The sequence below is a fragment of the Pseudomonas sp. LLC-1 genome (assembly GCF_002992185.1).
Taxonomy (GTDB): domain Bacteria; phylum Pseudomonadota; class Gammaproteobacteria; order Pseudomonadales; family Pseudomonadaceae; genus Aquipseudomonas; species Aquipseudomonas monteilii.
On sequence record NZ_LUVY01000012.1, the window covers coordinates 182,796 to 204,221 of the forward strand.

At 64.5% G+C, this 21,426-nt stretch carries 16 protein-coding genes; 6 read left to right on the forward strand and 10 right to left on the reverse strand.

Going from position 1 to position 21,426, the window contains the following annotated elements; genetic code table 11:
* Positions 1 to 58: 58 nt before the first annotated feature.
* Complete coding sequence (locus A0O30_RS11685) at positions 59 to 1,135, reverse strand: autotransporter outer membrane beta-barrel domain-containing protein (RefSeq protein ID WP_105946584.1); 1,077 nt, start codon at positions 1,133 to 1,135, stop codon at positions 59 to 61.
* Between the two features lie 189 nt (positions 1,136 to 1,324).
* Here A0O30_RS11685 and A0O30_RS28005 point away from each other — a divergent pair, with 189 nt between their 5' ends.
* A complete protein-coding gene (locus A0O30_RS28005) occupies positions 1,325 to 1,450 on the forward strand; it encodes a hypothetical protein (protein ID WP_256127519.1) in 126 nt (41 codons plus the stop codon).
* Positions 1,451 to 1,481: 31 nt separating this feature from the next.
* Here A0O30_RS28005 and glgX read toward each other — a convergent pair whose 3' ends face one another.
* The 7 genes from glgX to A0O30_RS27845 all read right to left on the reverse strand — a co-directional run bounded on the left by glgX (position 1,482) and on the right by A0O30_RS27845 (position 13,050).
* Complete coding sequence (gene glgX, locus A0O30_RS11690) at positions 1,482 to 3,635, reverse strand: glycogen debranching protein GlgX (protein ID WP_105946585.1); 2,154 nt, start codon at positions 3,633 to 3,635, stop codon at positions 1,482 to 1,484.
* Positions 3,636 to 3,788: 153 nt separating this feature from the next.
* The gene (locus A0O30_RS11695) at positions 3,789 to 4,073 is read right to left on the reverse strand and encodes a DUF2934 domain-containing protein (RefSeq protein ID WP_105946586.1); all 285 of its coding nucleotides are present in this window, start codon (positions 4,071 to 4,073) and stop codon (positions 3,789 to 3,791) included.
* Between the two features lie 14 nt (positions 4,074 to 4,087).
* Entirely contained in the window at positions 4,088 to 6,862 is a 2,775-nt protein-coding gene (locus A0O30_RS11700; RefSeq protein WP_105946587.1) for a malto-oligosyltrehalose synthase, read from the reverse strand.
* Positions 6,859 to 8,928, reverse strand: a complete 2,070-nt coding sequence (gene malQ / locus A0O30_RS11705) for a 4-alpha-glucanotransferase (protein WP_105946588.1) — start codon at positions 8,926 to 8,928, stop codon at positions 6,859 to 6,861. The genes A0O30_RS11700 and malQ overlap by 4 nt, the downstream gene beginning before the upstream one ends.
* Entirely contained in the window at positions 8,925 to 10,667 is a 1,743-nt protein-coding gene (gene treZ / locus A0O30_RS11710) for a malto-oligosyltrehalose trehalohydrolase (protein ID WP_105946589.1), read from the reverse strand. The genes malQ and treZ overlap by 4 nt, the downstream gene beginning before the upstream one ends.
* Before the next feature lie 14 nt (positions 10,668 to 10,681).
* Positions 10,682 to 12,241: a glycogen synthase GlgA gene (gene glgA, locus A0O30_RS11715; protein ID WP_105946590.1), complete on the reverse strand. Its 1,560-nt coding sequence runs from the start codon at positions 12,239 to 12,241 to the stop codon at positions 10,682 to 10,684.
* Positions 12,242 to 12,882: 641 nt separating this feature from the next.
* Positions 12,883 to 13,050 (reverse strand): DUF6026 family protein, encoded by a 168-nt coding sequence (locus tag A0O30_RS27845; RefSeq protein WP_013973320.1) that lies wholly within the window; start codon positions 13,048 to 13,050, stop codon positions 12,883 to 12,885.
* 24 nt (positions 13,051 to 13,074) lie between these two features.
* Here A0O30_RS27845 and gnd point away from each other — a divergent pair, with 24 nt between their 5' ends.
* The 5 genes from gnd (at position 13,075) to A0O30_RS11740 (ending at position 18,728) form a co-directional block, all read left to right on the forward strand.
* Entirely contained in the window at positions 13,075 to 14,238 is a 1,164-nt protein-coding gene (gnd, locus tag A0O30_RS11720; RefSeq protein ID WP_256589655.1) for a phosphogluconate dehydrogenase (NAD(+)-dependent, decarboxylating), read from the forward strand.
* Positions 14,235 to 15,731, forward strand: coding sequence for a glucose-6-phosphate dehydrogenase (gene zwf, locus A0O30_RS11725; RefSeq protein WP_105946591.1), 1,497 nt, complete (start codon positions 14,235 to 14,237; stop codon positions 15,729 to 15,731). Before gnd ends, zwf begins: the two co-directional genes overlap by 4 nt.
* 143 nt (positions 15,732 to 15,874) lie before the next feature.
* The gene (locus A0O30_RS11730) at positions 15,875 to 17,671 is read left to right on the forward strand and encodes a glycoside hydrolase family 15 protein (protein WP_105946592.1); all 1,797 of its coding nucleotides are present in this window, start codon (positions 15,875 to 15,877) and stop codon (positions 17,669 to 17,671) included.
* 80 nt (positions 17,672 to 17,751) lie between these two features.
* A complete protein-coding gene (locus A0O30_RS11735; RefSeq protein WP_105946593.1) occupies positions 17,752 to 18,108 on the forward strand; it encodes a VOC family protein in 357 nt (118 codons plus the stop codon).
* Positions 18,108 to 18,728, forward strand: a complete 621-nt coding sequence (locus A0O30_RS11740; protein ID WP_105946789.1) for a TetR/AcrR family transcriptional regulator — start codon at positions 18,108 to 18,110, stop codon at positions 18,726 to 18,728. The genes A0O30_RS11735 and A0O30_RS11740 overlap by 1 nt, the downstream gene beginning before the upstream one ends.
* Positions 18,729 to 18,764: 36 nt before the next feature.
* Here A0O30_RS11740 and preA read toward each other — a convergent pair whose 3' ends face one another.
* Positions 18,765 to 20,039 (reverse strand): NAD-dependent dihydropyrimidine dehydrogenase subunit PreA, encoded by a 1,275-nt coding sequence (gene preA / locus A0O30_RS11745; RefSeq protein WP_105946594.1) that lies wholly within the window; start codon positions 20,037 to 20,039, stop codon positions 18,765 to 18,767.
* Positions 20,040 to 21,407, reverse strand: a complete 1,368-nt coding sequence (locus A0O30_RS11750) for an NAD(P)-dependent oxidoreductase (protein ID WP_105946595.1) — start codon at positions 21,405 to 21,407, stop codon at positions 20,040 to 20,042.
* Positions 21,408 to 21,426: the final 19 nt, after the last annotated feature.

Genomic DNA, 21,426 nt, shown 5'->3' on the forward strand with positions numbered 1-21,426 from the left:
CCTGAGTGTTGTGCAATCCCTGTGGGAGCGGGCGTGCCCGCGAAGAGGCCGGGCCTGCCTACCACCGCATCCGCACCCCAAGGCTACCAATCAGCCCATTCAGGTCATTGTCATCCACATCACTGCTGTAATCTGCACTCACAAACAACGCCACCGAAGGCGTCACCCGCGCCACCAGCCCCAACCCCAATTCCACCGTGGTCGAGTAGCGCGAGCTGGAGATCTTGTCGACCTGGTCCAGCTTCACCTCGTCGGCATTGCTGAAGTCATACCACACGTTGGTCCGCACATAGGGTTCAATCGGCATGCCGCGCACTTCGTAGCGCCCGGACAATTTCGCACCCACCCGGCCACTCCAGCTCGGCTGGCTGTCGAAGGCCTGCAGGGTTTCTTCCTGCACCTGGTTACCGGGGAAAAACTGTTGGTTGATCAACTGTGCCTGGGGTTCGATCACCCAGTTGCCACCCAGGCGAATCGGGTAACCACCTTCTACCGAAAAGGTCATCGCGTGGCCGCTGTCGTCCACGCGCTGGCCGTTCTCGCCACGCCCCAGCACATCGATGCGCGAGCCCATGGCCACGGCGTCCAGGTGCCAGCCCTGTTCATGGGTCATGCTCCAGTAAACGCCCAGGCTTTCCCCGCTCAGGTTCACCGCATTGCGCTGCTTGTCGCCCAACAGTGGGCGCATGCCATTGAAGCTGCTTTGCAGGTTGTTGTGCCCCACGAAAATCCCGGCGCGGTGCACATTGCCCGCAGCCGTTTCACGCACGAACAGGTCCGGGCCGATCATCAGTTGCTGGCTGGGCGCCTCAAGCTGCTCCGGGGGGGGCGCGCCGTTGCGCGAGGTGGTCGGGAAAAACTGCGCCCACTGGCTGGCAACCAGGTCCGGTGCCGCCTGCCCGTGGCGCTCGCTCATCTTCTGTGAAAAGGCATTCAGCGTGCCGATGCTCAGGCCACTGGCGCTGACCGGGTCAAGCGACAGCTGCGGTACCGCAGCCTGCTGCAAAAAGCCGGGCGAGGTGGGGTCACCCTGCAATTCGTACGCGAACGTTTCCACCGGGGTTGCCAGAAGCAGCGACGTGGAAACCGCGTAGAAAATGCTGTCGAAGCGCAAGGGGTTCGAGGTGCATTTCATGGCGGATCTCCTTTGTTTTTGTGAGTTACAGCCCGAGGACCTGGCCTGTTGTCACGAGCTGTACGGCAAAAACAGAGGGCGACCCAAACCAGCACGCCAGCCTTCGCAAGCGCGCACAAAGGCGCGAGCTAGAGGCCCGGCGCGAGATCTTTACTGCTAGATAATGTTCAGCTAAGGAGACGACGCCGCTTGCGTCAAGAAAGCGTGAAAGAACTGTTCACGCTTCGTGGTTGGGCTCAAGCCCTTGATTTTTTGAGCAAAGAAGTAGGGCATAGCCGGGTTAGCTATTTGCCGCGCCCCGGCTATGAAGAATGATTGCTAGCGCTCACCTGCACTGCCAGGTGATTCAGTCTTCCTCGTGCTGCAATACCATCAGCAGCATCGACCGCCCTTTGACCTCGAACGTGCTGTCGAACTGCAAGTGCTGCCCCTTGCGCAGCTCCGGCCGGTCGGTATCGACCAGGCAGCTCCAGTACTCGCCTTCAGGCACAGCCGGTAACTTGAACGGCACAATGTCATGGTGAGCATTGACGATCAGCAATACGGTGGCCTCGGCACCCGGCCGGGCAATACCGCTGACCTGCGCACGGCCGTCGATCAGCATGCCCAGGCAACGCCCGTGCGGGTCTTCCCATTGCTCCACGCTCATTTCGCTGCCATCGGGCGCCAGCCAGGTCACGTCCTTGACCCCGATGGCCTCATTGTAGTCCCCCACCAGAAAGCGCGAGCGGCGCAGCACCGGGTAGGCCAGGCGCAGGCGGGTGAGGCGTTTGACAAAGGCCAGCAGCTCCTCGCCGTCCTGGTCCAGGTCCCAGTTCACCCAGCCGATCTCGCTGTCCTGGCAGTAGGCGTTGTTGTTGCCGTGCTGGGTACGGCTGAACTCGTCGCCGGCAACGATCATCGGCGTGCCTTGGGCCAGCAGCAAGGTGGCGAAGTAGTTGCGCATCTGGCGCATGCGCAAGGCATTGATGCCCGGGTCGTCGGTCGGCCCTTCCACGCCGCAGTTCCACGACAGGTTGTTATCGGTGCCGTCCTGGTTGTTCTCGTCGTTGTCTTCGTTGTGCTTGTGGTTGTACGACACCAGGTCGCGCAGGGTGAAACCATCGTGGGCGGTGACGAAGTTGACCGAGGCATACGGGCGCCGGCCACGGTTGTTGAACATATCGCCCGAGGCGGTCATGCGCGAGGCAAAGTCGGCCAGCTGGCCTTCGTCGCCTTTCCAGAACGCCCGCACGGTGTCGCGGAAGCGGTCGTTCCATTCGGCCCAGCCCGGGGCAAAGTTGCCGACCTGATAGCCGCCGGGGCCGCAGTCCCAGGGTTCGGCAATCAGCTTGACCTGGCTCAGCATCGGGTCCTGTCGGCAGGCAACGAGGAAACCATGGCGCTCGCTGTAGCCTTCGCGGTAACGGCCCAGGATGGTTGCCAGGTCGAAGCGGAAGCCATCCACATGCATTTCGCCGGCCCAGTAGCGCAGCGAGTCGGTGACCAGTTGCAGCACGCAGGGGTGGCTCAGGTCCAAGGTGTTGCCGGTGCCGGAATCGTTGATGTAGTAGCGCTTGTCGTCCGGCATCAGGCGGTAGTACGAGGCGTTGTCGATGCCGCGCATCGACAGGGTGGGGCCACGCTCGTTGCCTTCGGCGGTGTGGTTATAGACCACGTCCAGAATCACCTCCAGCCCGGCGTCGTGCAGGTGCGCGACCATCTCCTTGAACTCGGCGATCTTGCCGCTGGCCAGGTAGCGCGGGTGGGGGGCGAAGAAGGCGATGCTGTTGTAGCCCCAGTAGTTGTTCAGGCCTTTGTCCAGCAGGTGCTGATCATTGACGAAGGCGTGGATTGGCAGCAGCTCGATGCTGGAAACGCCCAGCTCCTTGATGTGCTTGAGCAGTTCGTCATTGGCCAGGCCGGCGAAGGTGCCGCGCAGCGCTTCTGGTACGGCCGGGTGGCGCATGCTGATGCCGCGGGTGTGCGCTTCGTAGATGATGGTGCGTTCCCAGGGGATGAGCACGCGCTGGTCGCGACCCCAGGTGAACGCGGGGTCGATCACCTTGCATTTGGGCACGAAGGGCGCGCTGTCGCGTTCGTCGAACGACAGGTCGCCGTCGGGGTGGCCGATGGTGTAGCCGAACAGCGCCTCGGACCATTTCAGGCTGCCGACCAGCTGCTTGGCGTAGGGGTCGATCAGCAGTTTGTTGGGGTTGAAGCGGTGGCCGTTCTCTGGCTCGTAGGGGCCGTATACCCGGTAGCCATACACAAGCCCGGGGTGAGCGTCGGGCAAGTAGCCGTGGTAGATCTCGTCGGTGTACTCGGGCAGTTCGATGCGCTCGATTTCCTGTTCGCCGCTGGAGTCGAACAGGCACAGTTCGACCTTGGTGGCGTTGGCCGAGAACAGGGCGAAATTCACCCCAAGGCCATCCCAGGTGGCGCCGAGGGGGAAGGGCAGGCCTTCGCGGATGCGCGATGGTGCAACTGAGCGGGTTTTCTTTGGGGTGCGGGGGCTCATGGCAATCCTCAGGTGGCCTTGGTGGAAGGGGAGTTGTGCAGTCCTGCACTGGCCCTATCGCCGGCAAGCCAGCTCCCACAGGATCTCCACAAGGTTTGAAATCTGCGGTGCACTTGTGGGAGCTGGCTTGCCGGCGATAGGGCCGGTACAGGCTTAACCGGCAGTAGGCTTTTTCACTGCCCGGGGCTTTTTCGCCGCAGCAGGTTTGACACCCGGCAGTGCAGCAACCTTGGGTTCTGCGGGTGCTTTGGGCTCAGCTGCTACCTTGGGCTTGGCCGGTGCCTTTTTGCGCGGCGCCGCCTTGGGCGCTAGTGCCTCAGCCTCGGCCAGCTTGCGGCCCATGTCCCAGTGGCGGTCTTCCTGGCCGGCGGGCTTACCTTCGGACTCCCAGATCTGGTAGGCAAATTCGCGAATACGTTTTTCATCGACACTCATCATGACGCTCCTGATGCTCAAGATTGTTGTATCAACAGGTTGACCGGAAACTCCGCCAGCACGGCGCTCAACATCAGCTCCCTTGAAGGGCTGACCGCCGCACAGGGGAAAAGTCCCGTCGAGTTGACAGGCGACAAGGCAAACGGCAGTACCAGCCGGGTGTCGTCCCAGTTCTGTGCCGGGATCAACGGGGTTGCAGCGCCGCCCAGCAGGCCACTGGCCAGGCGCGGGGCGACGACGATGGCGCGTTCGCCTTCACCCAGGCGGGCAAAGGCGATCACATGGTCTGCATGCCGGCCTTGCACCGTCAGCGGCAGGTAAGCGCCGCGGCGGAACAGGTCGGCGTGGGCCTGGCGGCAGTCCAGCAGCCGGGCGATCAGGGCCTGCTTGATGCGGCCGTCGCGCCAGTGGGCCAGCAGCTCGGTGGCGGGCGTGGCATCGTCCAGGGTGGCACGCCTGCAAGCGTAGTCCACCGCACGGCGGTTGTCCGGGTCGACCAGGCTGAAGTCCCAATACTCGTTGCCCTGGTACAGGTCGGGTACACCGGGCGTGGTCATGCGCAGCAACGCCTGCACCAGGCCATTGAGGGCGCCGGGGCAGGCCAGCAGCTGCGCGGCATCGGCCACGGATTTGCGCAGCTGCTGGTTCTCGTTGTCCAGCAGCAGGCTGTCGATGTAACGGGCACAGGCGTTTTCGTAGGCGTCGTTCGGAGCGCTCCAGCTGCTGCGCAACTTGGCTTCGCGCAGGGCCTTCTGCTGCCACTGGCGGATGCGTTCGGCGTACTGGCGCAGGGCGTTGCCGTCGTGCAGGTCGAGGGCCAGCGGCCAACTGCCCAGCAGGGTTTGCAACAGCATCAGCTCGTCGCCGGGGCTGGGTGCCAGGCCATCGTCCAGCTGCGTACGCAGGGGCTCGGCCAGTTCGCGCCAATGCTCCACCCGGCTGGCCAGCCACGGGCCGCGCTCGCTCAGCACGGCCAGGCGTGCGCGGGTGTCTTCGCCGCGCTTGTGGTCGTGCGTGGCGGTGGCCAGCAGGTTGTCGGGGAAGTCGCGCAGGCGCCGCTGGGCTTCGTTGTGGAGGTGCATGGGCGGGGCGCTGAAACGTTCGGCCTCGAAGCCTACGTCGTTGCGCGACAGCAGCCGGGCACTGCGGTAGAAGGCGGTGTCTTCCACGGCCTTGGCGGCACTGGGCGCGGTCAGCTGCTGGAAACGCACGCAGGCATGGCGCAACTGCTTGCGGGCGCGGCCCGGTGGCAGGTGTCGCCAGCCTTGCCCGCCCAGCCATTGCTCAAGGTGCTCCAGCAGCGGCCAGTCGGCTTCGCCGAGGTCTTGCCGGGCGTTGGTCAGCGCCTGCTGGAAAAACCCTTCGTCTTCAGCCGGCCGCCCGCAGGCGTTGAAGTAAGTGCGGTACACCGGGTAATGCGCTACCAGTGCCTGCAAGGCCCGGCGAATGGCGCCCAGGGTCAGGTCGCGGGTCATCAGGTCGTTGCGTGCGACCTGCAACAAGGCCTGGGCTACCGATTCGCAGTCCCCGGCCAGGCTGGCGTTGAGCACCAGGTGGCGCGCCTGACGCATTTCTTCTGGGAAGTCCGGGCGCTCGGTGACGCTGGCCCACAGCTCCGTCAGCGGCGCTTCGCCAGCCGGGTCGTGCTGCAACAGCGAGATTTGGTTCATGAACTCGTAGCCGGTGGTGCCGTCGGTGAGCCAGTCTCGGTGCAGGTGCTCGTTGGCGCCGAGGATCTTCTCCACATAGATCGGGAAGTGCTCCAGGGCAGCCTGCAAAGGCCGGCGTGCCAACAGGCCATCGACGCGCCGGCGCAGCTTGCGGCAGTAGCCACGCGGGTCGGCAAGGCCGTCGATATGGTCAATGCGCAGGCCGTCCACCAGGCCGCGTTCGATCAGTTCGAACAGCTTGGCGTGGGTGGCCTCGAACACCGCCGTGCGCTCCACCCGCAGCCCGCCGAGTTCGTTGATGTCGAAAAAGCGCCGCCAGTTGATGTCGTCGGCGGCGGTGCGCCAGCTGGCCAGGCGGTAGGTCTGGCGCTCCAGCAGCAGGTGCAGGCGCTTGAAGCCGGCCTCGCTGCGGCTGTCGAACGCCAGCAGGGCCGAGTCGAGGTCGGCGCCCTCGCGGGCCAGGCGGGCCAGTTCGGCTTGCAGCGGGAGGGCATCGGCAAGCGGCGTGGCCGAGTCGCTCAAGGCGGTGAAGTGCTCGGCCAGGGCTTTCAGGGCCGGCTCCGGGCTGAGCGCCAGGATCCAGCCATAGTCGACCGGGCAGATCGGGAAGCGATGCTCGTAATGCGCCACTTGCAGCAAGCCGTGATGCTTGTCGAATTCCAGCGGTATCTCGCCATGCTTCAATGCCACGCCATAGTCGCTGCCCAGGAATGGCAGCAGCAGTTGCCCGGCCAGCAGCGGGTCGCTGGAATGCCACTGGATGTCGAAGAATTCTGCATACGGGCTGCGCCGGCCCCAGGCCAGCAAGCTCTGCCACCAGGGGTTGTCGGCGCCGCCCACGGCCATGTGGTTGGACACCGTGTCGAGGATCAGCCCCATGCCATGCTGGCGCAGGGCGGCGACCAGCCGTTCCAGCGCGGCCTCGCCGCCCAGTTCGGGGTTGACGCAGGTCGGGTCGACCACGTTGTAGCCATGGCGCGAGCCAGCACGGGCTTTGAGGATGGGCGATGCATACAGGTGGCTGATGCCCAGCTGGGCGAAGTACGGCACCAGCGGCACGGCATGGTCAAGGGTGAAGTCGCTGTGAAATTGCAGGCGCAGGGTCGCGGTCAGCGGCTTCATCGGTCGCGCTCCCAGGCCTGTTCGCGGGCCTGGGCCAGCAGTTCCAGGCGCCGTGCGGCATCTTCGTCATCGAGCAGATCGCGGACTGGCAAGGCGAAACGCCGGCGCCAGTTGGGGTGCCCGGCGGTGGTGCCCGGCAGGTTGGGCTGCTCGTCACAACCGAGGAGGTCTTCCAAAGGCACCAGCACCAGCGGCGCGCGGGTATGGCCGACGTAGCGGATGGCGGCATCGATCAGCGCGTCGTTGTCTTTCAACGCACCGTAGTTGGCTTCCAGGGTACGGCGCAGGCCGTCGTGCTCTTTCTGGCGGTCATGGCGCCAGTGCAATTCGGTGGCGGCATCGATCAGCTGCAAGCGGTGGCTCCAGTCGATGTCGCGGTTTTCCAGCCAGCCGGCCAGGGGCGCCAGGTCGTGGGTGCCGGTGGTGGCCAGCGCGTTGTCCGGCCAGTCGAGAATCGGCTTGAACTGGCCGGGCTGGGTTTGCTCGAAGGGCAGCACGCGCATGCCCAGCACGGCTTTCTCTGCCAGGGTTTCGCGCAGGCCATCGGGCACGGTGCCCAGGTCTTCGCCCAGGATGATCGCCTGATGGCGCACCGACTCCAGCGCCAGCAGGCGCAGCAGGTCGTCCAGTGGGTAATTGAGGTAGGCACCTTCACTGGGCTTGGCGCCCTGTGGGATCAGCCACAGCCGGCGCAGGCCCATCACATGGTCGATGCGCAGCCCGCCCGCGTGGGCGAGGTTGGCCCGCAGCATTTCGATGAAGGCGCGGTAGCCATTGCGCTTGAGGCCTTCGGGCGAGAACGCGCAGATGCCCCAGTCCTGCCCGGCGCGGTTGAGGATGTCGGGCGGCGCACCCACCTTGAGGCCCGCCAGCAGTTCGTCCTGGCGGCTCCAGGCCTGGCTGCCGGCACCGTCGGCACCCACGGCCAGGTCGGCGATCAGGCCAACGCTCATGCCGTTGCTGCGTGCGGCGTCCTGCGCACGCTGCAGGCCCCGTTCGGTCAGCCATTGGCAAAAGGCATGGAACTCGACCTTGGCCGGGTAGGCGTTGGCAAAAGCTTCAACTTCAGGGTGGTACGGGTCGTGCCAGGCCTTGGGCCAGTTGCGCCAGTCGGCGCCCAGGCCATGCTCTACCGCCTGTGCTTGCAGTACCTCGAAGCGGCAGTGGTGCTCAAGCGCCTGGCCGCCGGCTTCGCGGAAGCTGTCGAAATCCGCGCGCAGTGGATGGTTGCCCTGGCTAAAGCCTTGGTACAGCGCTTCGAACAGGCGCAGTCGGGCGCTGGCGGCGCGTGGCCAATCGACCAGTGAGCGTTGTTCCAGGTCTTCCAGTTGCTGCTCCAGGCCGCAGGCTTCGATGGCCATGCGCACCTCCCGTTCACCCAGCAGCGCAGCGGGGCTGGCGTACAGGGTGTTGAGCAGCAGGCGGCTGGAGGGCGAGTAGGGGCTGTAGTGTTCCTGGTCGATGGCCGACAGGGCGTGGATCGGGCTGATGGCCAAGGCATCGGCGCCGCGTTCGGCAGCGGAACGGGCCAGTTGCTCCAGGGCCAGGCAATCGCCGTAGCCGCCGTCGCCGGGGCGGCGCAGGCTGTACAGCTGCACGGCCAGGCCCCAGCAGCGTGGCGGGGGTTGCGGCACCTTGTCTTCCAGGCTGTGACAGCGCGGCGGTGCCACGGCCACGGTGAAGCGGCGGCTGTCGATTTCCACGTGGTGGTAGCCAATGGGTAGCTCGCCGGGCAGGCGCGCCTGATCGTCGAGGCTGAGGGTACGTGAGGTGTGGTCTTCCAGGGTGCAGTGCGCGACGCTGGCAGCACTGAAGTAGCGTGCGAGCGCCAGTGGCTGGCCAAGGTCGGCGGTCAGCAGGGGTGGCAGGTGCTCGCTGTCTTCTGCGGCCTCCACAGCGCGCAGGCTGGCGGCAATGGCGGTGTCATCGGCGGCGGGGTGGCCCAGGCCTTCCAGGATACTGCGCAGCACCTCATCACTGACGCGCTGGGGCCGGGCGTTGGCGTCGATCCAGTCGCGGCTCAGCCCGACGCGGTTTGCCAGGCGGTGCAGGGCGGTTTCGCTCATGGACGCTCCAGATCAGGGGGAAGCAGGCTGACCACACAGCTGTAGGCCGCCAGTTGGCTATCGGGGTGTCGGGTGTCGCTGCTGTCGAACAGCCGAGTGGACGCGGCGGGTAATTCGATGGACTGCGGTGTGTCGCCCAGGTTCAGGTCGATACGCAGGGTGTTGCCATCGCCCAGGTGCCAGCGTGCGGTCAGCGCCTTTTCGCCGTGCACCTCGGTGCCCAGTGAACGGCTACCGGGCAGGTGCGGGATGACATGACGGCGGCGCAGGTCGAGCAGTTGCTGGTACAGGCCGTGCCAGCCGGCGATCACTTCGTTGTTTTGCGGGCGTGACGCTTCGAAGGTCTGTTCGGCGTTGGGGTCGGGAATACGCGCGCGTTGCTCGGGGTCGGCGAACGCGTTGAAGTGGGCGAATTCGCCGCGCCGGCCTTCGCGCACGGCGTCGGCCAGTTGGTCATGAAAGTCGGTGAAAAACAGGAACGGCCGGCAGCTGCCATCGTCATCACCCATGAACAGCAGCGGGATCATCGGGGCCAACAGCAGCAGGCCAGTGGCCGCCCGCAAGGCCGGCGGCGGGCACAGGCGGGTCAGGCGTTCGCCCAGGGCGCGGTTGCCGACCTGGTCGTGGTTCTGCAGGAACAACACAAAGGCGCTGGGCGCCAGGTGCCCGCTGGGTTCGCCGCGGGGCGTGCCATGGCGGTTGGCCTGGCCCTGGAACACGAAGCCTTCGGCCAGGCAGCGCGCCAGTTGCTCGATGGGGCGTTGCTGGTAATCGGCGTAGTAGCCTTCGGTTTCGCCGGTCAGCAGCACATGCAGGGCATTGTGGCCGTCGTCGTTCCACTGGGCGTCGAAGCCTTGCTCCAGCAGGCCGGCCTGGTTGTGCTCGTTTTCCAGCACCAGCCACACCTGGCGGCCGGGTTCCACGGCGGCGCGCACGCGTTGCGCCAGCTCGATCAGGAAGTCGGGCTGGTCGATGGCATGCACGGCATCCAGGCGCAGGCCGTCGCAGCGGTAGTCGCACAGCCACATCAGGGCGTTCTGGATGAAGTACTCGCGCACCTGCGGGCGGCGGAAGTCGATGGCGGCGCCCCAAGGCGTCTGCCGGTCTTCGCGGAAGAATGGGCTGGCGTACTGGTGCAGGTAATTGCCGTCGGGGCCAAAGTGGTTGTACACCACGTCCACCAGCACCATCAGCCCGTGGCCGTGGGCTTGATCGACCAAGGCGCATAACTGTTCGGGGCTGCCGTAGGTGTTTTGTGGTGCGTACGGCAGCACGCCGTCATAACCCCAATTGCGTTCACCGGGGAACTGCCCAAGTGGCATCAGTTCGACGGCACTGATGCCCAGTTCGGCCAGGCGTGGCAACTGCCGTGCGACGCCGTCGTAGCCATCGAGCAAGCCGACATGCAGCTCCTGGATCACCGCTTCGTGCCAGCGCCGACCTTGCCACGTGTGTTGCCAAGGGTAACCGGCCACATCCACCACTTGGCTCGGCCCCTGTACCCCTTCAGGCTGGTAGCGCGAGGCCGGGTCGGCAACCCGCAGTTCGCCGTCGATGCGGTAGTGGTAACGGTCACCGGCCTGGCACGGGGCCACGCCGGTGTACCAGCCATCTTTATCCGGCAGCAGCGCGATGGCCGGCTGCTGCTCCAGTTCCACGCTCACGCTGCGCGCATCGGGTGCCCAGAGGGCGAAGCGCGCCGACGTGGCGTCCAGCAAGCGTGCGCCATGCCTGTGCATCTTCTGGCCCTCGCTCAGTAATGGCTCAGCTGTGCCTGCTTGACCAGGTCCTCATAGAGACGGGCATAGGGTTCCACCGCTTGGCACCAGTTGAACGGCTGAGTCATCGACAGGCAGCGCATGGCGTTCAGCAGGTCCTTCTTGCCGTACACATAGAAGGCGCGGCTGAGTGCCTGGCGGTAGCTCTCGACGGTGGACTCGTTGAACAGGAAGCCGGTAACACCGCACTCGATGGTGTCGGCCAGGCCGCCAGTATTGCGCGCCACCGGCAGCGAGCCGAAGCGCTGTGCGTACATCTGGCTGAGGCCGCACGGCTCATAGCGCGACGGCATCAGCAAGAAGTCGCTGCCGGCGAACATGCGCCGTGCGTCGGTTTCGTTGAAGCCGATGCGCACGCCGATGCGGCCCGGGTGGCGCAGCGCCAGTTCACGCATGGCCTGTTCTTCTTCCGGCTCGCCACGGCCGATGATCGCAATCTGCCCGCCTTGCTCGACGATGTAGTCGGCCACGCCCAGGGTCAGGTCCAGCCCCTTCTGATAGACCAGCCGCGAAACGACGGCGAACAGCGGGCCTTCCGAGGCTTCCAGGCCGAATAGATCACGCACTTCCTGGGTGTTGCGTGCCTTGCCTTCCCAGTCGTTGATGCTGAAGTTGTGTTGCAGGTGCTTGTCGGTGGCTGAATCCCAGCTTTCGTCGATGCCGTTGGGGATGCCACCGAGCAGCCCTTGCTGGGCCTTGCTGGCCAGAAAACCGTCCAGGCCGCAGCCAAATTCCGGGGTGGTGATTTCCCGGGCATAAGTGGCGCTGACCGTGGTGATGTGGCTGGAGTAGGCCAGGCCCGCCTTGAGGAACGACAGCTTGCCGTAGAACTCCATGCCTTCCTGCTGCATGGCGTGGTCGGGAATCGCCAACTCCGGGCTGCAACCCCGGCTGTACACACCTTGGTAGGCCAGGTTGTGAATGGTGAACAGGGTAGGCGTGCTTAGCCCGCGCCAGTGCATGTAGGCCGGGGCCAGGCCGGCGGGCCAGTCATGGGCGTGCACCACTTCGGGTGTCCAGTGGATCTTGCCTTCGCCAGCAGCAATTTCGGCGGCGGCCAGGCCCAGGCGGGCGAAGCGGATGTGGTTGTCGGGCCAGTCGCGGCCATTGTTGGCACCATAGGGCGTGCCGTCGCGCTGGTACAGTTCGGGGCAGATCAGCACATAGATCACCAGGCCATCGGCCATGTCCATGCGCCCGATCTTGCACGGCGGCAGTGCCGCGTGGCCGCCCAGTTCACCGACGATGTGGATGGGGTTGTCGCTTTCCATCACCTGGCGGTAGCCGGGGATCAGCACCCGCACATCGTGCAGGTGCGCCAAGGCGCGGGGCAGGGCGGCAGATACGTCGCCCAGGCCACCGGTTTTCACCAGGTCGGCGATTTCCGACGTCACGAACAGGATCTTGCGCTTGTTGGGGTTGTGCTGGCGCTGGGCGCCGGGTGCCGTGCCTGTCTTGGCGAAGTCCGGGGTGAGCGGCTCGCGGTTGTCCGGGTTGAATGAATCTACGTGAGGCTCGACAGCGGCACTGATCATACTTCTCTCCGTCCCTATGCTTTGGCCGGGTGCTGGCACCCGTGGCGATATATCGTGTTGGTTCTCTCTAATTCGAATCTGCGTAGTGCGTTCCATGCCCCTGAGTCGTGCGCGCAGGCACAGCACTGTCGGCATTCCGGCCGCAGGCGATTGGACTGGTTGGGGTGGGTGGGCCGTGGATGGGAATGCCCCATGCGTGTGGCCTACTTAATTCCTGACCCGCCGGCTTTCCTTAAAGTTCGACTTTTTTACGTCACTCTTCCCTTGAGCAAATGGCGGGCCGAAAACCGAGTGTAGGAGAGAAAGCGATAAAAAGGTGACCCACTGGTCACTATTGTCAGGTGCGAAATAGACGCAAACGTTGGCGTATGTGACCAGATGTGAAAAGGTTTGCCGAAGGCGTTTCGCGGGTGCGCCAAATTGTGGCTGGAGTGGGCGGTTGCACCATAGTGGGGCATTGGATGGGCGTTTGCTTCTTCGCGGGTGAACCCGCTCCCACAGGTTATGTGGGATATCAGAGGCAACATGAATCCTGTGGGAGCGGCGGTGCGGCGATCCGATTTACCCGCGAAGGGGACTGACCTGGAAAAGTAGAGTCAGCAGGTGGGAGCCCTACAGCCCCCACTGAGAGGAAGGAAAGATCAGAGGCTGACGGCTTTGCCGTCGGTACGCGCTTGCGCCAGCAGCAGGTTCAGTTGGGCGACCTGCTGGCGCAGCTGGTCACGTTCGTCTTTCAGTTTACGCAGCTCATCACGGCGCACGGAGACATAGAGGGTCTGGGTTGGGGTTGCAGGCATCAAGGTACCCATGAGCACACCTCGCGGTTTTGGCTGGTGACAAGTCAAAGCGTAGACGCTTCACGCGGGGCGCATTCTGAATTCTTTCGCAGGGCTTGGGAACTTTTTTGTTTATCGTGGTCTCGCCGTTCGTCGCTGAACCCTCATGCGGTACGCTGGACTAATCTGAAAAGCTGGACTGTGTCGTCAACCATTTCGAAAGGGGAGCATCGGCTCATGCAACTGGGAATCGTCGGGCTGGGCCGCATGGGCGGCAATATCGCAAGGCGCCTGATGCGCGCCGGCCACCGCACCGTGGTACACGACCGCAACCGTGAGGCCATCACCGGGCTGGAGGGCGAGGGTGCTCAAGGCGCGCACGACCTCGGTGCGCTGGTACAAAAACTGAAAGCGCCGCGCGCAGTGTGGGTCATGCTGCCGGCCGGTGAGCCGACCGAGCAGACCATCGCCCAGCTGGCCGAACTGCTGGAGCCGGGCGATGCGATCATCGACGGCGGCAACACCTTCTACAAGGATGACATGCGCCGCGCCGCTGAACTGGCCAAGCGCGGCCTGCATTACCTGGACGTGGGCACCTCCGGCGGTGTGTGGGGCCTGGACCGTGGCTACTGCATGATGATCGGTGGCGAAAAGGACGTGTTCGAGCGCCTGGAGCCGCTGTTCAAGGCGCTGGCGCCGGGCGTGGGCGACATCCCGCGTACTCATGGCCGTAGCGGCGAGCACCAGCGTGCCGAACATGGCTACATTCACGCCGGCCCACCCGGTGCCGGGCACTACGTGAAGATGGTGCACAACGGCATCGAATACGGCCTGATGCAGGCCTATGCCGAAGGCTTCGACCTGCTGCGCAGCAAGGGCGGCAACGAGCTGCCCGAAGACCAGCGCTTCGACCTGAACGTGGCCGAGATCGCCGAAGTGTGGCGGCGCGGCAGTGTGGTCACTTCGTGGTTGCTCGACCTCACCGCCGATGCCTTGGTGGCCGACCCGCAGCTTTCGCAGTTCAGCGGTTCGGTGTCCGACAGTGGCGAGGGCCGCTGGACCATCGACGCCGCCGTGGAACAGGCGGTGCCGGTGCCGGTGTTGTCTAGTGCGCTGTTCGCCCGTTTCCGCTCGCGTCAGCAGCAGGGCACTTACGGTGACAAGATCCTCTCGGCCATGCGCCTGGGCTTTGGTGGCCATGTCGAGAAGAAAGCCGAATGACCAAACAGACCATTCCTGCTGCACCGCCTTGCACCCTGTTCCTGTTCGGCGCCAATGGTGACCTGGTCAAGCGCCTGCTGATGCCGGCGCTATATAACCTTAGCCGCGACGGTTTGCTGGACCGCAACCTGCGCATTGTCGGCGTCGACCACAACCCGGCCAGCGCCGAGGATTTTGCCGGGCGCCTGCATGCGTTCATGGTCGAACGGGACAAGGGCACGGCCAAATGCCTGGACGAAAAGCTGTGGGCACGCCTGGCCAAACGCCTGGATTACCAGACCGGCGATTTCCTCGATCCGGCGACCTATCAGGCTATCGCCAAGCGCATCGAAAAGACCAGCCATGGCAATGCGATCTTCTACCTGGCAACCTCGCCGCGGTTCTTCCCCGAAGTGGCCCAGCGCCTGGGGCAGGCCGGCTTGCTCGACGAGTCCGCCGGGGGCTTTCGCCGGGTGGTGGTCGAGAAGCCGTTCGGCACCGACCTGGCCAGCGCCGAGGCGCTCAACGCCTGCCTGCTGAAGGTGATGGGCGAGCGGCAGATCTACCGTATCGACCATTACCTGGGCAAAGAAACGGTGCAGAACATTCTGGTCAGTCGTTTTTCCAACGGCCTGTTCGAATCGTTCTGGAACAACCACTACATCGACCATGTGCAGATCACCGCTGCGGAAACGGTTGGCGTCGAAACCCGTGGCGCGTTCTACGACAGCACCGGCGCCCTGCGCGACATGGTGCCCAACCACCTGTTCCAGTTGCTGGCGATGGTGGCGATGGAGCCCCCCGCAGCGTTCGGCGCTGACGCCGTGCGCAGTGAAAAGGCCAAGGTGGTCGGCGCCATCCGCCCGTGGTCGGCGAAAATGGCCCTGAAAAACTCCGTGCGCGGCCAGTACGTCGCCGGCAAGCAGGGGCGCAAGCCGTTGCCCGGCTACCGCCAGGAGGCCAATGTCGCTGCCGACAGCCAGACCGAAACCTTCGTGGCACTGAAGGTCATGATCGACAACTGGCGCTGGGCCGGCGTGCCGTTCTACCTGCGTACCGGCAAGCGCATGAGCGTGCGCGATACCGAAATCGCCATCTGCTTCAAGCCCGCGCCCTATGCGCAGTTTCGCGAGTCGGAGCTGGAGCGGCCCAAGCCCAACTACCTGAAAATCCAGATTCAGCCCAACGAAGGCATGTGGTTCGACCTGCAGGCCAAGCGGCCGGGGCCGGAGCTGGTGATGGAGAACGTCGAGCTGGGCTTTGCCTACAAAGACTTCTTCAAGATGACCCCGGCGACCGGCTACGAGACCTTGATCTACGACTGCCTGACCGGTGATCAGACCCTGTTTCAGCGCGCCGACAACATCGAGAACGGTTGGCGCGCGGTGCAGCCGTTTCTCGATGCCTGGGCGCAGGATGGCGAAGTGCATGAGTACCTGGCGGGTGACGATGGGCCCGAGGCAGGCAACGAACTGCTGGCGCGGGACAAGCGGGAGTGGCACCGGTTGGGGTGAGGTTTTTGTAAGCCTGTGCCGGCCCCTTCGCGGCTAAAGCCGCTCCCACAGGGATATCACTTCCCTCAGGTACGATGCGGTCCCTGTGGGAGCGGCTTTAGCCGCGAAGAGGCCGGCACAGGCAATCACATCAAGGAGGTTGAATGCCCACCCACATCGAAGACTACGCCCTGCTGGGCAACTGCCGCAGCGCCGCCCTGGTCAGCCGCGATGGCTCACTCGATTGGCTATGCCTGCCCCGTTTTGACGCCCCGGCCGTATTCGCCGCACTGCTGGGCAACGAAGAAAACGGCCGCTGGCGCCTGGCCCCCTGCGACCCGGTCGAGCACAGCAGTCGCCAATACCTGGACGACTCCCTGGTGCTGGAAACCACCTGGGTCACTGCCACTGGCCGTACCCGTGTGCTCGACTTCATGCCACTGGGCGAAGTCAATTCGGTGGTGCGAATCGTCGAGGGCATCTCTGGTGAAACCAACTTCGAAATGGACTTGGTCATGCGCTTCGACTACGGGCGCAGCGTGCCCTGGGTGGAACGGCTCGACCCACTCACCCTCAGCGCCGTCGCTGGCCCTGACCGACTGATCCTGTGCAGCACCGTGCGGCCCCATGCCCGCGACCACCATACCGTCGCCCGTTTTCGCGTTGGCACAGGTGAGCGGCACATCTTCAGCCTGCGCCATCAGCCCTCGCACCTGCCCGTGCAACCCGACTGCGACAGTGACCTGGCCCTGAACCACACCATCGACCAATGGCAGGCCTTTGCCGCCCGCTGCCCGCACGTAGGTCCCTACACGGCTTTGGTGCGCCGCTCGTTGCTCACCCTCAAGGCGATGACCTACGCCCCCACGGGTGGCATCGTCGCCGCCGTCACCACCTCGCTGCCCGAGCGCGTGGGGGGGGAACGTAACTGGGACTACCGCTTCTGCTGGCTGCGCGACGCCACCATGACCCTGCTGGCGTTCATGAACCTTGGCTATTTCGACGAAGCCCAGGCCTGGCGTGAATGGCTGCTGCGTTCGGTGGCCGGCAACCCCGAACAGATGCAGATCATGTATGGCCTGGCTGGTGAACGGGATTTGCAGGAATACACCTTGCCGTGGCTGGCCGGTTACGAGCATTCGCAACCCGTGCGGGTGGGCAACGCCGCTTCGCAGCAGATGCAGCTGGACATCTACGGCGAACTGGCCGATGCCATGACCCAGGCGATCAAGGGCGGTTTGCCGCGCCACCCGCGCAGCGCCGCCATCTCGCGGCTAATCCTGCCTTACGTCGAGCGTATCTGGCGCGAGCCGGACGAAGGCATCTGGGAAGTACGCGGTGGCCGGCAGCAATTCGTGCACTCCAAGGTGATGGCGTGGGTCGCCTTCGACCGTGCTGCGGGGCTAGCCGACACCACGGAGGAAGGCCGTGAGCGTGGGCGGCATTACCGACAGGTAGCCGATGAGATTCACCGTGAAGTCTGCGAGCGCGGCCTTGATGCCAGCGGACGTTATTTCGTCCAGGCCTACGGTTCTACAGAAATGGACGCCAGCCTGTTGCAGGTCGCCCTGACCGGATTTCTGCCGGCAGATGATCCACGCTTTTTACGCACGCTTGAACAGATCGAACAGCGCTTGCTGAAGAACGGCCTGCTGTTGCGTTACGACAGCGACAGTTGCAGTGATGGCCTGACGCCCGGGGAGGGTACTTTCCTGGTGTGCTCGTTCTGGCTGGCTGACGTGTATGTATTACTCGGGCGCCAGGCAGAGGCGCAGGCGCTGTATGAACGCCTGACCGGCCTGTGCAACGACCTTGGCCTGCTGGCCGAGCAATATGACCTGGCCGGCCAGCGCATGCTTGGCAACTACCCTCAGGCGTTTAGCCATATCGGCATCATCAACACTGCACTCAACCTGCACCGGGCACAGTGCCCGGTGCGTGATCGGGCGAGTTGCAGATAGGTGCGACGTGCACCAAGGGATTGCACCACGTTGGAGCAAGCGGAGTAGACTAGGCCAAACCCCTTAGGCACGGAGCACCCATGGGCATTCGCGGTACTGATCGGCAGATCGACAACATCGAGTTCAATGTCAGCGACATCGCACGGAGCAAGGCCTTCTATGGCAGCGTGTTCGGCTGGGCGTTCACCGACTACGGGCCTACCTACACCGAGTTCAGCGATGGCCGGTTGACTGGCGGTTTTACCACAGGCGAGCCGGTGACTCCGGGTGGGCCGCTGATCATTCTGTATGCCGACGACCTGGAGGCCACGCAGCAGCGGGTCGAGGCGGCGGGGGCGAAAATCAGCCGGGCAACTTTTGCCTTCCCCGGCGGGCGACGCTTCCACTTCATCGACCCGGACGGTTATGAACTGGCGGTGTGGACGGCCCAGGGCTGATGGCCAACCACAAGATCGAAATCCGCCGGCGCAATATCGAGAAGATTCTGCAGGCGGCGGAAAAGGTGTTCGCTGAAAAAGGCTATGGCGCCACCTCCATGGGCGACATTGCCGAACAGGCCGAGTTGCCGCGCTCCAACCTGCACTATTACTTCAGCACCAAGGACGACCTGTTCCGCGCGGTACTGCAAGACTTGCTGGACGTGTGGAAGCAGGACGCACTGTGCTTCGAGAACTTCGACGACCCACGCGTGGTGTTGACCAGTTACATCCGCGCCAAGATGGGCCATTCGCGTTCGCGGCCGCTGGGTTCGAAGATCTGGGCCGAAGAAATGCTGCACGGGGCGCCGGTGCTGGGGGTGAACCTGGATGAAAGCCTGGTGCCCTGGGCCAAGTTGAAAGAGACCAAGATCCGCCGTTGGGTAGAGGAGGGGCGCATTCTGCCGGTGGAGCCGTCGGCGTTGCTGTACATGATCTGGGCTTCGACCCAGCACTATGCTGACTTTGGCTACCAGGTTGAACTGCTCAATGGCGGGGAGATGCTCTCGGACATGGCGTTCGAGAGCGCGGTGCAGACGGTGACCAGCGTGATCTTGCGGGGGATTGGGCTGGAGCCCTGAACCTGAGAAAAGGGGCCGCATAGCGGCCCCAATTGCTCAGCTGGCTTCGCGATAGGGGTTACGCGGATCCTGCGTCCAGTTCAGGTACGGCTTGCCGGTATCCTGCGCCTCCATCTCGATGCAGCTTTCCACCGGGCAGGTGATCTGGCACAGGTTGCAGCCCACGCATTCCTCCTCGATCACGCTGTAGGCATGCGTGCCGTCAGCCTTCAGCGTGCTGGCAATGGCCTGGTGTGAGGTGTCCTCGCAGGCTATGTGGCAGCGCCCACAACCAATGCAGGCCTCCTGGTCGATATGGGCCACCGATTTATAGTTGATGTCCAGGTACTTCCAGTCGGTGGTATGCCCCACCGCCTGTCCGCGAAATGCTTCGATGGTGGCATGCCCATGCTGGTCCATCCAGCGCGCCAGGCCATCTTTCATGTCCTCGACAATGCGGAACCCGTGCAGCATCGCCGCCGTGCACACCTGCACGGCGCCGCTGCCCAGGGCCATGAACTCCGCTGCATCACGCCAGTTGCCAATGCCGCCAATGCCGCAGATTGGCAAACCGCGTGTTTCCGGGTCGCGGGCGATTTCCGCCACCATGTTCAGCGCAATCGGCTTGACCGCCGAGCCGCAGTAACCGCCGTGGGTGCTCTGGTCCCCCACGATGGGGTGGGCGACCATGCGGTCGAGGTCGACACTGGTGATGGAGTTGATGGTGTTGATCAACGACACCGCATCGGCCCCGCCCCGGTGCGCGGCACGGGCCGATTGGCGTATGTCGGTGATGTTCGGCGTAAGCTTCACGATCACCGGCAGCGAGCAGTGCGTCTTGCACCAGCGGGTGACCATTTCCACGTACTCCGGCACCTGGCCGACCGCCGCGCCCATACCCCGTTCAGGCATGCCGTGCGGGCAGCCGAAGTTAAGCTCGATGCCGTCGGCCCCGGTGGCTTCCACCAGTGGCAGGATGAACTTCCACGATTCTTCCACGCACGGCACCATCAGTGACACGATCAATGCGCGATCGGGCCAGTCCTTCTTCACCTGGGTGATTTCGCGCAGGTTGATGTCCAGCGAACGGTCGGTGATCAACTCGATGTTGTTGATGCCCTGCACCTGGCGGTTGGCGCCGTAGTGTGCTGAGTAACGCGACGACACGTTGACCGCCGCCGGGTCCTCGCCCAGGGTTTTCCATACCACGCCGCCCCAGCCGGCCTCGAAGGCGCGGACCACGTTGTAGGCTTTGTCGGTGGGCGGCGCGGAAGCCAGCCAGAACGGGTTCGGTGCCTTGATGCCGGCAAACACAATAGACAAGTCGGCCATTTACGCTGCCTCCACGTTGAGCATGAGTCGGGCATGGATGGCTTCGGCGGCCAGCTTGCCGTGCTGTACGGCCTGGACGGTAAGGTCCTGGCCCAGGGCGGTGCAGTCACCGCCGGCATACACGCCCGGCAGGCTGGTTTGCAGGGTTTCGTCGACACGGATGCGCTCACCCTCGCGGGCCAGTTGTGCAGCCACCGGGTCGCCGAGGCTGGCATCGTCGAAGCGTTGGCCGATGGCCTTGAAGATGGCATCGGCGGCCAGCTCAAAGGTTTCGCCGGTGTCGCGCAGGCGGCCGTCGGCCAGCTCGGTGCGGGTGAAGCGCATGCCGCGCACCTTGCCAGCCTCATCCAGCAGTACGGCATCGGGGCGGGCCCAGGTGTGCAGGCGCACCTGGTTGGCCTTGGCAATGTCTTGCTCGTGGCCGGTGGCGCCCATGTCGGTGTGGCCACGGCGGTACACCAGGTTGACATCGCGGGCGCCCAGGCGGCTCATCTGCACGGCCATGTCTATGGCGGTGTTGCCGGCACCGATCACCAGGCAGCGGTCGGCCAAGGGCAGTTGGCTCAGGTCATCGGCCTGGCGCAGTTCGCGGATGTATGCGGTGGCGGCGAGCAGGCCGGGGGCTTCTTCATCCGGCAGGCCCAACTGGCGCACGGCATTCAGGCCGAGGCCAAGGAATACCGCGTCGTACTGGTCGCGCAGTTCGCCCAGGCTGAGGTTGCCGCCCAGGCGCTGGCCATGGCGAATTTCGATACCACCGATGCCCAGCAGGAATTCCACTTCACGTTGCGCATAGTCGTCGACCAGTTTGTAGCGGGCGATGCCGTACTCGTTGAGGCCGCCAGCCTTGTCGCAGGCCTCGAACACCACCACGTCATGCCCGTGCATGGCCAGGCGATGGGCACAGGACAGCCCGGCAGGCCCGGCACCGACCACGGCGATGCGCTTGCCGGTAGCCGGGGAACGCTTGAACGGGTGTTCGGTGAAGTGGGCGTTGTCCAGGGCGTAGCGCTGAAGCTGGCCGATCAGTACCGGCGCACACTCCTGCGCGTTGTTGCGCACGCAGGCTTGCTGGCAGAGGATTTCGGTGGGGCATACACGGGCGCAGCTGCCGCCGAGGATGTTGGCGGAGAGGATGCGCTCGGCGGCGCCTTGCAGGTTTTCGTCACTGATGCGGTGGATGAACGAGGGGATGTCGATGTCACTGGGGCACGCGTTGACGCAGGGCGCGTCGTAGCAGTACAGGCAGCGCGCGCTTTCGACGGCGGCCTGGCGAGCGGTGAGGGGTGGGGCCAGGTCGCCGAAGCGCTCGGCCAACTGGTCGGCGCCGGCCCGGGGGCGCGGCAAGTGGTTCAGGGCGTCGATCACGGTTGTAGCCTCTCTATTT